This is a genomic window from Kribbella italica, assembly GCF_014205135.1.
GTDB lineage: Bacteria > Actinomycetota > Actinomycetes > Propionibacteriales > Kribbellaceae > Kribbella > Kribbella italica.
On the sequence record NZ_JACHMY010000001.1, the window covers coordinates 3,365,217 to 3,379,759 of the forward strand.

A 14,543-nucleotide genomic window follows, 5' to 3' on the forward strand; every position below is an offset into this window, starting at 1 on the left:
CGATGACCGCGGGGGCGCTGGTCGACCACGCTGACGGGATGGACAAGGAATATCTCTTCGACACCAGTTCGGACCTCGGCCTCGACCACATGGACTATCTGGCCACGGTGCTGGACGGGCCCACGACTCGCTTTCTCGACGCGCTCGGCGTACAACCTGGTCAGCGCTGCCTCGATCTGGGCGCGGGCGGCGGCTCGATCACCCGCTGGCTGGCCGACCGGACCGGGCCGACCGGCCAGGTCGTCGCGGTCGACATCGCGACGGACCACCTGGTCGAAGGGCCGGGCGTCGAGGTCTATCAGCACGACATCACGACCGGCCTGCCGGTGGAGGGTCCGTTCGATCTGATCCACGCCCGGCTAGTGCTGCTGCACCTGCCGCAGCGAGAGCAGGTGTTCGACCTGCTGGTCAACGCGCTCGCGCCAGGCGGCTGGCTGGTGCTGGGCGACTGCAGCGAGCGGCCACTGTCCGTCGTCGCAGCGCCGACGCCGGAGGACCGGGCGGTGTGGGAGCGGATGATGCACGTGTCCCACGACCTACTGGGCGCAGCCCGCGGGATCGATCTCAGCTGGGCCCACACGGTCCAGGGCCGGATGGAGGAGGCCGGACTGCTGAACGTCCACGGGATCGAGTACTCCGAGACTGCTCGGGGTGGTAGCGCGGGTTCGCTGTTGCATCTCAATCTCAACCAACAGGCCGAGCCGCTCCTGCTGGAGCTCGGCGCGACCCCGGCCGACATGGCTCGCTACCGGGAGTTGCTCCTGGATCCGGGGTTCCGCGCGTGGTTCTACCAGTTCGTCTGCAACGCGGGACAACGGTCGAGGTAGTTGTGGCTGGCGGGATCGGCGCGGTGGCGGTCGCGGTCGTGGATCGGCTCGATCGCGGGAGCGTCGCCGTGGTGGGGCCGTCGCAGTCGCGGGACAGGCGCGGGGCATTCGCGGTCGCGGGACCGGCGGGCCGCGGTTCGTCGTAACGGCTTTGCCGGCGCGGCCTCGCCGACGACCAACCGCTCGACCACCTCGGGATGGGTCAGCGCAGTGAGCATCGCGATCCCGGGACCAGCCCGGGGCGGCGTCCATGGTGTCGGCTCGGGGCGCAGCACGGTCGCTGCGACTGCGAGTCCGGTGCGGGATCGTCACGGTCATCGGACCCAGCGTGGGGCGTCGCCGTGGTTGGCTCTGCGCGGGGGCGCCGCGGTCGTGGCGTCGGCCCGGGGCCACCGCTGTCGCGGGACCGGCGCCACGTCGACGACGACCAACCGCTCGACCACGTCGGATGGGTCAGCACGGTGAGCATCACGATCTCGGACCAGCGGGGGCGGCGTCCCTCGTGATCTGCGCGGGGCGCTGGGCGCGTTGTCGTTGGGGCCGCGAGACCAGCACCGGCGGGGTCCGTCTTTGCATCCGGCGTACTGCGCAAGCGGCGCCCAGCGGACTACGCGGGCGGGGACGTCGTACTAGCGGACGGGGACGTCGATCAGTTGGCCGGGGACGACGTCGGCGGCGGTGCGGAGGTTGTTGAGGTCGGCGATCTGCTCGACGACGGCGGCGGGGTTGTCCGAGGGGTTGGTGGTCTGGGCGATCGACCACAGGGTGTCGCCCGCGCCGACCTGCACCTGGACGGTCCTGGTGAACTGCGGCTCCGGTTCGAGTGCTCCGGCGACACGCAGGCCCAGTACGGCGATGGCCGCGCCGAAGATCAGCACCGACAGGGTGGTGAGCACCGCGCGCCCACGGCGGGTGAGTTGCAGGGCCGACGGCTCGATCTCGGCGACCTGCTGCCGGCCCGCCGGGCGGTGGACGCGGAGCTGCGGCCGCGGCTCGAGGTCAGGGCCGGAGCAGGCGCGCACCGTCAGCCGGTCGGTCGTCGTCCCGTCGATGCGGTGACGGCGCGGGACCACGGGCACGACGGGAGGAACGCCCACTTCCGGCGCACTTGTTGTTTCCAGAGCCGTTGTGCTCATCGGATCCTCCAGACCCTCGTCCAGACCGTGCCATACCTGTCGATCCCTGCTGTCGATCTCTGTCTACCCGGACCCTCCGACAGTTTCTGAAGCCGGACCGACCCGAACACCTGTTCGATCGAACGTCTGTACGAATGATTAACCGCCGACCGCCCGATCCGCAACTGTTCCAACCAGGACACGCCGAGGAAATTCCCGCTCTATAACCCGACACACGAACAAACGTGCGAACCGACACGCCTTCGAACAGATGTTTGAAGAATCTCAGGATTCGGTCTAACGTCGTGCTCAGTCGACCACGCAAGGCCGGGCCCGAGTGACTCCTCAGGCGCGACCCCCGACCCGAGGAGTTACCACCGATGGCCAGGACGAGCGGTTCCAGCAAGGGCAGCGGTTCGAGCAAGGACAGCGGCACCGCCCGCGGCGCCACCGAGCCGACCGTTTCCGAGCTGCCCGACGGCCCGGCCGACGCGACCGGCCTGACTCCGCGCCAGCGCCGGGTGCTGGACGTCATCCGTGACTCCGTCGACAGCCGGGGGTACCCGCCCTCGATGCGCGAGATCGGCGAGAAGGTCGGCCTGACCAGTTCCTCCTCGGTCTCCCATCAGCTGCGCGTGCTGGAGCAGAAGGGCCTGCTGCGCCGCGACCCGAACCGGCCACGCGCCATCGAGGTCCGCTATCCGGGCGAAGTCGCCGACGCGGCGCGTCGCGGTTCGCTGGGCTCGGTCCGGCAGACGTCGTACGACGAGACCGGCGCCGGCGACGCGCACCCGGCCGCGGTGTACGTGCCGGTGGTCGGCCAGATCGCCGCCGGAAACCCGATCCTGGCCGAGCAGGACATCGAGGAGGTCTTCCCGTTGCCCAAGGCAATGGTCGGCGAGGGCACGCTGTTCATGCTGAAGGTCAAGGGTGAGTCGATGATCGAGGCGGCGATCTGCGACGGCGACTGGGTGGTCGTGCGCCAGGAGCAGACCGCGGAGAACGGTGACATCGTCGCCGCCATGATCGACGGCGAGGCGACGGTGAAGACGTTCAAGAAGACCGCGAACGAGATCTGGCTGCTGCCGCACAACCCGGCGTTCGAGCCGATCGACGGCCACGACGCGACCATTCTCGGAAAGGTCGTAACAGTTCTGCGGCGTGTCTGACATCTCAGACGGCGAGCGAAGTCGGGCGTGTCGTGTCAGCATTGAGCTATGACGACTGTCTATGACTTCAGCGCCAAACGGATCGAAGGCAATGAACAGTCTCTTGCCGACTTCCGTGACCAGGTGCTCCTGGTGGTGAACACGGCATCGCAGTGCAGCCAGACCCCGCAGTACACGGGTCTGCAGAAGCTCTACAAGGGATACCGGAAACAAGGCTTTTCGGTGCTGGGCTTCCCCTGCGACCAGTTCGGCCACCAGGAGCCGGGCGACGAGAACGAGATCGCGAACTTCTGCTCGACGATCTATCACGTGACGTTCCCGATGTTCGCCAAGATCGACGTGAACGGGTCCAAGACCCTGCCGCTGTACAACTGGCTCAAGCGCGAGGCCGGCGGGCTGCTCGGGGGGCGGATCAAATGGAACTTCACCAAGTTCCTGATCGGCCGCGACGGGGTGGTGATCGCCCGCTACGCACCGACCGCGACACCGGAAAAGCTGGCAGACAAGGTCGAAGCGGCACTTGCGATGCCGGCGCCCAGTCGCCAGCAGGAGTCCGGGGACTGATCAGGCGTTTGTTCGGCGGGAATCTGGAACTCGGTGGATTCGATTCCCTTCGACAAAGAATGCTTCAGTGTCGCAGGGGTTTGCGGGTGTTTGGCTGGCGGATGGGATTGATTGGTCTGCCGAGATCCGGGCTGGTACTTGGTACGGCGCGGGCGAACTGCTGTGGGGGGCGAGGTCGCGTCGCCCGCTGTCGTGTGGCGAGGTCGCGTCGTGTTGCGAGGTCGCGTCGCTGTCAGGTGGCGAGGTCGGGGTCCGCAAACGTCTGGGCTGGCCGGTGAGACTGGTTGGTCGACTGGGAACCGGGCTGGTACTTGCTGTCGTGCCTGCGAGCGCAGGAAACCGCCGTGGTGCGGGCGAGGTCGCGACGCTCGCTGTAGTGCGGCGAGGCCCGGGGCACAAGCGTCTGAGCGGGCCGGTGAGATTGGCCGACGGCCCGGAGCCCGGGTTGGTACTTGCTGTGGTGCTGGCGAGCGCGCGGGTCGGCTGTGGTGCGGGCCAGGTCGCGACGCTCGCTGTGGCGAGGTCGGGGCCGCGAGCGTACGGGCGAGCCGGTGGAACTGCTCGGTGGGCCGGGGTCCGGGCTGGCACTTGGTGTGGTGCGGGTGAGCGTGTGAACTGCCGCGTGCGGGTGAGCGCGGGAGTTGCTGTGGTGCGGAGAGGTCGCGGCGCTTGCGTGGTGCGGCGGGTTCGCGGCCAACTGTGGCGCTTCTGTGGGTTTAGTGGGTTACGGATTCGGGGTTGATGTCGAGGCGGAGGCCTCGCCAGACGGGGTGGCGTAGGCGGCCGTCGGCGGCCCAGCCGGAGTAGGTGACTTCGGCGACGAGCAGGGGGTCCAGCCAGTGGGCGGCGCGGCGGTCGCCGGCGGGGATGGTGGAGGCGTCGAAGGGTGGCTTGTCGATCTCCAGGCCGGCCAGTTCCGCGCCGAGGAGGTCGAGCATTGCGAAGTCGAGGCCGGAGCCGACCTTGCCGATCAGCACCAGGCGGCCGCTGTCGTCGTACGCGCCGCAGTACAGCGAGCCGATCCGGCCTTCCCGGTTCCCCTCCCCCGGGTGCCAGCCGCAGAGCACGACGTCGCGTGTCTGCGCCGGTTTCACTTTGATCCAGTCCGAACTGCGCCTGCCTGCCAGGTACCGCGACCTGCGGCGCTTGGCGACCACGCCTTCCAGCCCGTTCGCGGCCGACAGGCCGAGTGCCTCCTCGCCGTCGTGGTACGCCGCCGGCACCTCCCAGAACGGGTCGTCGAGCTCGAGCGACTCCAGCAGCGCCCGGCGGTCGTCGTATGTTGCCTCCAGCAATGATTTTCCGTCGAGCCGCAGTACGTCGAAGACGCGCACCGACACGGGTACCTGCAGGATCAGCTGTTTCAGCTGCCGCGGGTCGCGCACGTGCATCCGTCGCTGCAACAACCCGAACGACGGCGCGCCGTTCTCGTCGAGCGTGACGATCTCACCGTCCAGTACGGCGGGCAACTGCAGGCCCGAGGCCTCGGTCAGTCCGAGCAGCTCGGGGTAACCCCCGGAAACGTCCCGGCTGTTCCGCGACCAGAGCCGGCAGCCGTTCGCGTCCACCTCCGCGATCACGCGGATGCCGTCCCATTTCAGCTCGTACGCCCAGTCGGCTCCGGTCGGCATCGTGCCCAGGGACGCCATCATCGGGAGCACAGGAGGAGCCGCCGAAGGGCTCATCGGACGTCACCTCCGGTCCGCGGCGACAACCCGGTGAGGTTCAACTCCACATCACCCCAGCTACAAGCCGCCAACCGCACGAGGCGCTCAGCCCGGCCGTCCGATGCAGGACATCTGAAGCCCGGCGTGCGGAGCCAAGGGCCACGGAGCCGGCGCCGGGGAGCGGCGGCGTACCGGGCCGGCACAGGCATAGGCGTCGCGGGTGCGTCAGCGGGCCGGACCGCTGGGGGCAGCTGCGGCCTGGAGATGCTGCGCAGGCGGGCTGCGGGACGCGCCCGGGCGATGAGCCGGACAGGAGCGGGCAACTGCGGCGTGGAAATGCTGCGGGGACGGAGAGCGAGACGCGCGCGGTCAACGCGCCGGACCGGCGCGGGCAACTGTCGCGGAGGGATGTTGCGCAGGCGGGCTGCGGGAGACGCGTGGTCGACGGGTCGGACAGCCGCGGGCAAGTGCCGCGGGGAGATGCCGCGTAGGCGGAGAACAGGACGCACCTGGCTGCCGGGCCGGGCAGGCGCGAGCAACTGCGACGTCAAGATGTTGCGCGGGCGGAGAACGAGACGCGTCTGATCCACGCGCAGTACAGCCACGAGCAACTGCCGCGTGGAGACGGTGCCCGGGCCGAGAGCGGGACGCGCCTGGGCGACGGGCCGGACAGGCACGAGCAACTGTCGCGTGGGGGTGATGCGCGGGTGGAGAGCCGGACGCGCCTGGTCGGCGGGCTGGGTAGGTGGGGGCAATTGTGGTGTGGGGATGGTGTGCGGGTGGGGAGCGAGACGACGCGCGTGGTCGGGGGGCTGGGCGGGTGGGGAATGCGGCAGCGTGGGGTGACCGGGCGCGGGGGGCATCAGTCGTCCTGGAGTCGTTTCAGGGCGCCGAGGACTTTCTCACGATCGGCGGTCGGCCACATCGGGGGCAAGGAGGCGCGGAGGAAGGAGCCGTAGCGAGCGGTGACGATGCGGGGGTCCAGTACGGCGACGATGCCGCGGTCGGTGGTGCGGCGGATCAGGCGGCCGGTGCCCTGGGCAAGTAACAGGGCGGCGTGGGTGGCGGCGACGGACATGAAGCCGTTGCCTCCGGCCTCGTCCACGGCGCGCTGGCGGGCCGCCATCAGTGGCTCGTCGGGGCGGGGGAACGGGATTCTGTCGATGATGACCAGGTTGCAGGTGGAGCCGGGGACGTCGAGGCCTTGCCAGAGGGACAGAGTGCCGAAGAGGGAGGTTTCGGGATCCTCGATGAACTCTCGGGAGAGTTCGTTGAGGTGGGCGTCGCCCTGGCAGAGGATCTTCAGGTCGGTCGCCTCGCGGACCGCGGCCGTGGCGGCCTCCGCGGCGCGGCGGGACGAGAACAGGCCGAGGGTGCGTCCGCCGGCGGCGGTGACCAGGTCGACGATCTCCTCGAACTGCGTCGTGCCGAGACCGTCGCGGTGCGGCGGTGGCAGGTGCTTGGCGACGTACAGGATCGCTTGTTTCTCGTACTCGAAGGGGGAACCGACGTCGAGCCCGCGCCACGGCAGCGGGCCGGTCTCGGACTCGTCGTCGAGCTCGGGCATCTCGTCGTCGTCGGCCAGCTTGTCGGCCGGACGCAGGCCGACCTGACGGGCGATCGCGTCGAAGTCGCCGCCGAGGGTGAGGGTCGCGGAGGTCAGCACGGCGGTGCGGTCCTTCAGCACCAGCTCGCGCAGCAGGCCGGCGACGGTGAGCGGCGCGATCCGCAGCTCCTTGCCGAATCGGTCACGGTCGATCAGCCAGACGACGTCCAGGGCGTTCAGCGCGGCGACGCGTTCGGCGACGTCGAAGATCTCCTTCACCGCGCCCTTCGACTGCCGCTTCGCGCCGTCGGGGTCGTCCTTGTCGTCGGACTTCTTGCCGAGGTCGGAGTAGACCGCACGGGCGGTGTCGCGGACCATCGCCGCCGCCTCGAGCACGGCCGTGTTGGCCGCCTCGATCCGGCCCTCGCGGGACTGGTCGAGGGCGGCGCGCAGGGCGTCGGACGCGTCGATCAGGTCGTCGGCGTGGTCGTCGTCGACGAATCGTCTCGCCCGCTTGGCGGCACGCTCGACCATCTGCGGGGACAGCTCGTCACCGGCGGCGCCCGTCACGCGGGCGGGGAGCTCGTGGGCCTCGTCGACGATCACGACGTCGTGCTCGGGGAGGACGGTGCGGTTCTCGAAGGCGTCGATCGAGAGCAGGGCGTGGTTGGTGATGACGATGTCGGCCTTGCGGGCCTGCTCCTTGGCCTTCTCGGCGAAGCACTCCTCGCCGTACGGGCACTTCTGCGCGCCGAGGCACTCGCGGGCGGCGATCGCCACCTGCTGCCAGGCTTGGTACTGGTGGGAGGGCGCGTGGTCGCGGTCGCCGGCCTCGTCGTCGAGCAGCTGCTGCTCGGCCCATTCGCGCAGCTCGACCACCTGCTGGCCGATCGCGCCGGACGGCGGGACGTCGACGAGCATGCCGTCGTCGTCCGGGGCGCCCTCGCGGACGCGGTGCAGGCAGGCGTAGTTGCTCCGGCCCTTCTGGATCGCGTACGACGGGCGGCGCGGGAGGAGCTTCTCGGTCGCGTCGAGCAGGGCTGGTACGTCGCGGTCGACGAGCTGGGACTGGAGGGCGAGGGTTGCTGTCGAGACGACGACTCGTCTGTTCTCGACGGCGTGGACCAGGGCGGGGACCAGGTAGCCGAGCGACTTTCCGGTGCCTGTCCCCGCTTGGATCAGGAGGTGGGAGCCGTCGTGCATGGCTCCGTCCACCGCCTCGACCATCGCGACCTGGCCTGGTCTGGTCTGACCGTTCACCCCGGAGACCGCGGCCTCCAGCAACTCGTGCACATCAACACCCACCAGATCACCCTAGCCGGGTGGGCGGACAAGTTTCTTCATCCTCTGGTTGTCCCTGTGGACGATCGAGAGGTCGTGGCACTGGAGGTCGGCGGCGATGCGGCCGGGGAGGTCCGGCGGGGGCTGGGGCCGCTGCGGCCGGGAAAGAGATGGAGCGGGGTAGGCCGAGTGGTTGTGGTTGGGGTGGGTGGGGGTCGGGGCGCGCCTCGAGCCAGGGGTGATGGTGGGGGCGCGCCTCGTGCCAGGGGCGGGCATGGGCCCCGGCGATGGGCCGGGGGCGGATTGAACGACTCAGTAGCCCGGCGCACTCCCTGTTACAGGCCAACAACCTTCAAGTACCGGCCCCCGGGTCGGTGGCCGGTACTTGAAAGACGTCTCAGGCGACGAGTACCCCGGCGGGTGGGCCTGGCGCGTAGGCCGGGGCGGTGGGCCCGGCGCGTAGGCCGGGGCGGTGGGCCCGGCGGGTGGGCCGGGACGGGTGGGCCCCGCGCGTGGGCCGGGACGGGTGGGCCCGGCGGGTGGGCCGGGACAGGTGGGCCGGGACGGGTGGGCCGGGCGGGTGGCTAGACGACCGCGCCGCGGTCGGGTTCGCTGTCTCGGTCTCGTTGGGTGCGTTTGGGGCGGGGCGGCGGGGCTGGGTAGCGCTTTTCCAGCTCGACCAGGAGGGGGGCTGCCGTCAGGTTGGACGAGTAGGTGCCGACCAGGATGCCCAGGAGGAGGGCGAGGGCGAAGTCGCCGAGGGAGTCTCCGCCCAGGAACAGCAATGCCGCCAGGATGAAGAGCGTGGAGATACCTGTGTTGATGGTTCTGGGGAGGACGTTGATGATCGCGGTGTCCACGACCGGGCCCAGGGACTCGGTGGAGCGGGCGTTGCGGGTTTCCCGGATGCGGTCGAAGACGACGACGGAGTCGTTCACCGTGTAGCCGATGATGGTGAGCATGGCGGCCAGGAAGATGCCGTCGACCGGTTTGCCTGTCCAGGCGAAGACTCCGACCACCACCGCCACGTTCTGGAGCAGGGCCAGTACGGCGCCGGCGCCGAAGGTCCAGCGGAAGCGGATGGCCAGGTAGGCCAGCTGGGCGAGCAGCGCGACGCCGAGGGCGATCAGCGCCTTGTTGCGGAGCTCGGTGCCCAGCGACGGGCCGATGCTCTCGTTGCGGATGAGCTCGGTGCCGCCGCCGACGCGGGAGATCGATTCGCGGATCTTCTCCGCCTCGTCGTCGGTGATCGTGGCGGTCCGGACGGTGATGTCGTCGGTCCCCGAGGACTGGACGACGGCGTTCGGGTAGCCGGCCTCGGCGACCGCGGCGCGGGCCTGGTCGGGCGTGATCTGCTGAGCGGTGCTGACTTCCAGCAGGCGGCCACCGGTGAACTCGATGCCCAGGTTGAGCCCTCGCAGAGCGACTCCCGCGACGCTGATCACGATCGCGACGACGGTGATCAGCAGCCAGCGGCGGGTGTGGTTCATCAGCGCCGGGCGCTTCTCCTCGAGCCACGTCCGGACCCGGCCGTGCCCGGCGATCCCGCTCAGCGCGGGCCGGTCGAGCACGAACTTGCGCGACACCACGAACTCGGCGAACACCCGGGTGACGACGAGGGCGGACAGCATCGACGCGATCACACCGATCGACAGCGTGACACCGAAGCCTCGCACCGGCCCCGCGGCCAGGAAGAACAACAGGCCGGCCGCCAGCAGTGTCGTGATGTTGGAGTCGGCGATCGCGGACAGCGCGTTCTGGAAACCGCTGCGCAGCGAGCGCCGCAGTCCGTCGGTCCGCCCGCCGATGAAGTCTTCTCTGGCACGTTCGAAGACCAGGACGTTCGCGTCCACCGCCATACCGATCGCGAGCACGAAGCCCGCCAGACCGGGCAAGGTCAGGGTCGCGCCGATCACCGTCAGGGCGGCGTACGACATGCCGGCGTACGTGACCAGGCCGATCACGGCCATCAGGCCGACCAGCCGGTAGACGAACACGATGAAGATCGCGGTCAATGCGACGCCGATGATGCCGGCCATCGCGCTGGCCTGGATCGCGTCCTTGCCCAGCGACGGGCCGACGACCCGCTGATCGATCGGCTCCACCGGTAGTGGCAGCGCGCCGCCGGAGATCAGCGCGGACAGGTCCTTGGCCTCGGTCTCGCCGAAGTTGCCGGTGATGGTGCTGTTGCTCTCGGGCAGGCCGATGTTGCACAGCTGGGTGCCGCCGTTGGGATCGACCTGCGGCGCGGTCAGCACCTCGTTGTCGAGCACGATCGCGATCAGCCGGCCCGGCGCACCGGCCGGCTGGCAGGCGGCCTTGCCGGTGATCTGCGACCAGATCTTCCCGCCGCCGTCCTTGAAGTTCAGCTGCACGATCCAGCCGGCCGCCACCTGCTGGGCGTCGAGCACGGCCTCCGCGCCGCTGACCTTGTCACCGGTCATCGCGGGCTTGCCCAGCTTCAGGACACCGCCGCCACCCTCGTTCGGCAGGTAGAGATCACCGGCGGCCGGCTTGGCCGGCTTCGCCGCGACCTGGTCGAGCACCTCGTGGAAGCTCAGCTGCGCGGTCTTGCCGATCACCTTCGCGGCCTCGCGCGGATCCTGTACGCCGGGAAGCTCGACGATGATCCGGTTCTCACCCTGCCGGGTGACGCTCGGTTCGGCGACGCCCAGCGCGTCGATCCGCCGGCGCAGCACCTCCAGCGCCTTGTCGGTGTTCTCCGCGTTGGCCTTGGCCGTCGGGGAGTCGCTGGTCTGCAGGACGATCTGGGTGCCACCCCGCAGGTCCAGGCCGAGCTCCGGCTTCGCGGTCAGGACGGTGTACGTCGAGCCTGCGAGGACAAGGAACGCGAACAACGCGCGGACCAGGGACGACCGGTTCACTACGAGCCTCCGGGAGATGGGCACCCTGGTACGGGTGTCGTGACGCAGAGCAGACCACGGAACGTGGAACGCACAGTGTACGGAGACGACCAAGTCGACGGCCAGAAAGCATTCGTGGCCGATTCAACGTTGCAGACAACGGAAAACGGCCACCCAGTGCCATGGCATCAGCGGGCACCAGAACTGATTGACGCGTCAGGTGAGCGCGTCCTAACTTCTCCTCTCACCACTCGCTCCGTAACCGCTCCAGGACCGAGTGTGATCACCCCTCCGCCCCGGTGGGTGACCGAGTTCCCCGAGGAGGAACCGTGCGTCGTATCCGCCTTGCCCTGGCCGCCGTCGTCGTCCCGGCCATCGCCCTGACCACCGCCGGCACCGCCGGCGCCGCTCCCGCCCCGGACCCCGGTGGCCGGATCATCCTCGTCCAGCGCGCACCGGCCGAGCCCGGCACCAGCGCGGTGAAGGACACCTACATCGTCGAGCTGAAGCAGGGCGTCAAGCTGAAGAGCTCGCTCGGCATCGCGCCGCAGCGCACCTACTCCAGCGCGGTCAACGGCTTCACCGCCAAGCTCACGCCCGCCCAGCTGGCGACGCTGCAGAAGAGCCCGGAGGTGGTCGCCATCTCCGAGGACGTGTACGTCGAGAACGCCCTCGACGCCACCCAGACCAACCCGCCCTCGTGGGGCATCGACCGGATCGACCAGCGCAACCTGCCGCTGTCGAACTCCTACACCTACACCCGGACCGGCACCGGCGTGCACGCCTACATCATCGACTCCGGGGTCGACCCGAGCCACCCGAACTTCGGCGGCCGGGCCAGCTTCGACTTCAACGGCCTGGACAGCAACAACACCGACTGCAACGGCCACGGCACCCACGTCGCCGGCACCATCGGCTCCACCTCGTACGGCGTGGCCAAGAACGTCCGGCTGCACGGCGTGAAGTGGCTGAACTGCAGCGGTGGCGGTACGGCGTCCGCCGCGATCGCCGCGGTCGACTGGGTCACCCGTAACGCGGTCAAGCCGGCCGTCGCCAACACCTCGTGGAACTTCAGCGCCAACACCACGCTGGAGAACTCGCTGCGCCGGATGATCAGTTCCGGCGTCTTCCTGGCCACCTCGGCCGGCAACACCGGCGGGAACTCCTGCAACCTGCTGCCGCGCAAGATCGAGACCGCCCTGGTCACCGCGGCCAGCACGATCACCGACGCGCGCGCGTCGTACTCGAGCACCGGTTCCTGCGTCGACGTGTACGCGCCGGGCTCGGCGATCGTGTCCACGCTGCCGGGCAACACCACCGGCTCCTACAACGGCACCTCGATGGCGACCCCGCACGTCGCGGGCGTCGCGGCGCTCTACCTGCAGACCAGCCCGTCGGCCACGCCGGCGACGGTCAAGTCCTACATCGAGGCCAACGCGACCCCGAACGTGATCAGCGGCGGCACCACCGGCGGCACCGTGAACCGCCTGCTCTTCACCAACGGGCTCTGAGCAACTGAGTCAGCCGCCGTACCGTGCTGCCACCACAGCCGGTACGGCGGCGCTTCACTCCTGGATGTCGATGCCGTGCTCGATCGCGTACCGGACCAGCTCGGCCCGGTTGTGCAGCTGCAGCTTGCGCAGGGTGTTCTGTACGTGGTTCTCGACGGTCCGGTGCGAGAGCACCAGCCGCAGCGCGATCTGCTTGGCGGTCAGCCCGCGGGCCACCAGCCGCAGCACCTCGGTCTCCCGATCGGTCAGGTGCGGAACCTCCGGCCCCGCCCCGAGCCGCCGGTACTCCCCCAGCAGCAACCCGGCCAGTCCGGCCGTGAAGACCGCGTCGCCTTCGGCAGTACGCCGTACGGCGTCGTCGAACTCGTCCAGGGACGCCGACTTCACCAGGTAGCCCGAGGCGCCGTTCTTCACCGCGGCCAGGACGTCGGTCTGCTCGGCGCTCGCCGACAGCACCAGAACCCGGGTGTCCGGCAGCGCGCTGGTGATCTCCCGGGTCGCGTCCACCCCCGAACCGTCGCCGAGCTGCAGGTCCATCACCACCACGTCGGGCCGGGTCGCCAGCGCGATCTTCACCGCCGACGGTACGTCGGACGCCGTCGCGCACACGTCGTACCCGCGGCTGCCCAGGTCGCGCGCGACCCCCTCGCGCCACATCGGGTGGTCGTCAACGATCATCACTCGGGTCATCTCGTCACCGTCATCTCCCACTCGGTTCCTTCGCCAGGTGCCGTCCGGACCGTGACGCTGCCGCCCAGGTCCGTGATCCGGCCCCGGATCGACTGGCTGACCCCCAGGTGCCCGTCGGAGCGCGCCGCGTCGAGCCGGTCCTGGGTCGTCCCGGCTCCATCGTCGCGGACCGACACCAGGACGTCGGCACCGAGGTCCTCGACCACGACCCACGACCGGGCATCCGGCCCGGCGTGCTTCAGCACGTTGCTCAGGGCTTCCTTGACCGCGGCAACGAGTTCGTTGACCACGCCGACCGGCAGCACGACCGGCACCGCCGGTACGACGACGTCGACCCGGGTCGTGGCCAGCGGCAACAACGCGCTGCACAGGTCGATCTGGCCCTGCCGCTCCCGCACCGGCCGGGACGCCATCAGCGAGCGCAACGCGACCTCCTGCTCGGCCGCCAGCGACGCCAGCTCGACCGCCTCGCCACCGATCGCCGTACCGCGACGCTGAACCTGCGCGAGCACCTGCAGTACGCCGTCGTGGATCGACCGGCTGAGCCGCAACCGTTCCGCGGCCGCGCTCTCGGCGGCGATGGCCTCGCGCAACCTCACGGTGGCGCGGCGCATCGTGGTGGCGGCGTACCCGACGACCAGGCCGGCGACCAGCAGCAGCTGCACGTTGGCGAGGATCTTGGACACGTTCTCCAGGCCACGCAGCGAAAGCAGCGCGAGACTCACCGTGACCGCGCCGGCCAGTCCCCCGTCGCGGCCGCGGGAGATCGCCAGTGCGATCACCGGCCCGGCGACCCAGACCGACGTCAGTACGGACGCGCCGGCGCGGATGTCGAGCAGCGGCTGGGCGAGCAGCGTCGCGTACATGCAGGCCACCGTCACGACCAGGTCCACGAACGCGAAGCGGGTGTTGCGGCGGCCCCAGTGCCGGCTGTAGCCGATCGAGGCAACGATCGTCCAGACGCCCATGATCGCCAGCTGCAGCACCGCGCCGTACGGGCGGACGATGCCGTCCCAGCGCACCCAGACGCCGAAGCAGGCGAACCCGAAGGTGATCACCCGGAACACGACCAGGGCGCGCCACAACGGCAGCAGCAGGTCGGCCCGGTCGGAGTCCATCCGCACAGTCTGCCAACGACCGAGGCCGCGACGCTGCGTCGTCGTACTCCAGTGCGTTGAGTGGTATTACCCCTTGCGCCCGCGCAGGATTCCCCGCAGGAATCCGGAAATTTGATCAGAACCACTTCAGCATCGCGACTTTTCCCCGTACTCTCGCGCAGAAGTTCCACGCTCGGGGGAGCACGTGGTCA

10 protein-coding genes are annotated in these 14,543 nt (G+C 69.7%); 4 read left to right on the top strand and 6 right to left on the bottom strand.

All coding sequences use genetic code 11. The features are described from left to right. Positions 1 to 2: 2 nt before the first annotated feature. Positions 3 to 827 (top strand): class I SAM-dependent methyltransferase, encoded by an 825-nt coding sequence (locus tag HDA39_RS15495; protein WP_184795915.1) that lies wholly within the window; start codon positions 3 to 5, stop codon positions 825 to 827. Between the two features lie 629 nt (positions 828 to 1,456). Here the strand turns inward: HDA39_RS15495 and HDA39_RS15500 are convergent. After that, a complete protein-coding gene (locus HDA39_RS15500; RefSeq protein ID WP_184795916.1) occupies positions 1,457 to 1,963 on the bottom strand; it encodes a LysM peptidoglycan-binding domain-containing protein in 507 nt (168 codons plus the stop codon). A 359-nt stretch (positions 1,964 to 2,322) separates the two neighbouring features. On the opposite strand from HDA39_RS15500, the gene lexA reads away from it, so the two are divergent. Together lexA and HDA39_RS15510 are read left to right on the top strand one after the other, a co-directional pair. Then, positions 2,323 to 3,111, top strand: coding sequence for a transcriptional repressor LexA (gene lexA, locus HDA39_RS15505; protein ID WP_238356067.1), 789 nt, complete (start codon positions 2,323 to 2,325; stop codon positions 3,109 to 3,111). 48 nt (positions 3,112 to 3,159) lie between these two features. Next, the gene (locus HDA39_RS15510; protein ID WP_184795917.1) at positions 3,160 to 3,675 is read left to right on the top strand and encodes a glutathione peroxidase; all 516 of its coding nucleotides are present in this window, start codon (positions 3,160 to 3,162) and stop codon (positions 3,673 to 3,675) included. A 716-nt stretch (positions 3,676 to 4,391) separates the two neighbouring features. Here the strand turns inward: HDA39_RS15510 and ligD are convergent. From ligD to secD, 3 genes are all read right to left on the bottom strand, one after another. Beyond that, complete coding sequence (gene ligD, locus HDA39_RS15515) at positions 4,392 to 5,360, bottom strand: non-homologous end-joining DNA ligase (protein ID WP_184795918.1); 969 nt, start codon at positions 5,358 to 5,360, stop codon at positions 4,392 to 4,394. 844 nt (positions 5,361 to 6,204) lie between these two features. Continuing rightward, complete coding sequence (locus HDA39_RS15520) at positions 6,205 to 8,115, bottom strand: ATP-dependent DNA helicase (RefSeq protein WP_238356716.1); 1,911 nt, start codon at positions 8,113 to 8,115, stop codon at positions 6,205 to 6,207. Between the two features lie 638 nt (positions 8,116 to 8,753). After that, a complete protein-coding gene (gene secD, locus HDA39_RS15525; RefSeq protein WP_184795919.1) occupies positions 8,754 to 11,054 on the bottom strand; it encodes a protein translocase subunit SecD in 2,301 nt (766 codons plus the stop codon). A gap of 308 nt (positions 11,055 to 11,362) precedes the next feature. On the opposite strand from secD, the gene HDA39_RS15530 reads away from it, so the two are divergent. Further along, positions 11,363 to 12,544 carry a S8 family serine peptidase gene (locus HDA39_RS15530; RefSeq protein WP_184795920.1) on the top strand — a complete coding sequence of 394 codons (1,182 nt, stop codon included), beginning with the start codon at positions 11,363 to 11,365 and terminating at the stop codon, positions 12,542 to 12,544. 54 nt (positions 12,545 to 12,598) lie between these two features. On the opposite strand, the gene HDA39_RS15535 is transcribed toward HDA39_RS15530, so the two are convergent. Then, complete coding sequence (locus tag HDA39_RS15535) at positions 12,599 to 13,234, bottom strand: response regulator (protein ID WP_184795921.1); 636 nt, start codon at positions 13,232 to 13,234, stop codon at positions 12,599 to 12,601. Then, positions 13,231 to 14,352 (bottom strand): MacS family sensor histidine kinase, encoded by a 1,122-nt coding sequence (gene macS / locus HDA39_RS15540; RefSeq protein WP_184795922.1) that lies wholly within the window; start codon positions 14,350 to 14,352, stop codon positions 13,231 to 13,233. The genes HDA39_RS15535 and macS overlap by 4 nt, the downstream gene beginning before the upstream one ends. Between the last annotated feature and the right edge of the window lie 191 nt (positions 14,353 to 14,543).

What these genes read in the sequence shown, in the direction of transcription:
- HDA39_RS15495 (WP_184795915.1), top strand. Translation starts at nt 3, where the DNA reads ATGACCGCGGGGGCGCTGGTCGACCACGCTGACGGGATGGACAAGGAA.
- HDA39_RS15500 (WP_184795916.1), bottom strand. Translation starts at nt 1,963, where the DNA reads ATGAGCACAACGGCTCTGGAAACAACAAGTGCGCCGGAAGTGGGCGTT.
- lexA (WP_238356067.1), top strand. Translation starts at nt 2,323, where the DNA reads ATGGCCAGGACGAGCGGTTCCAGCAAGGGCAGCGGTTCGAGCAAGGAC.
- HDA39_RS15510 (WP_184795917.1), top strand. Translation starts at nt 3,160, where the DNA reads ATGACGACTGTCTATGACTTCAGCGCCAAACGGATCGAAGGCAATGAA.
- ligD (WP_184795918.1), bottom strand. Translation starts at nt 5,360, where the DNA reads ATGAGCCCTTCGGCGGCTCCTCCTGTGCTCCCGATGATGGCGTCCCTG.
- HDA39_RS15520 (WP_238356716.1), bottom strand. Translation starts at nt 8,115, where the DNA reads ATGGTCGAGGCGGTGGACGGAGCCATGCACGACGGCTCCCACCTCCTG.
- HDA39_RS15535 (WP_184795921.1), bottom strand. Translation starts at nt 13,234, where the DNA reads ATGACCCGAGTGATGATCGTTGACGACCACCCGATGTGGCGCGAGGGG.
- macS (WP_184795922.1), bottom strand. Translation starts at nt 14,352, where the DNA reads ATGGACTCCGACCGGGCCGACCTGCTGCTGCCGTTGTGGCGCGCCCTG.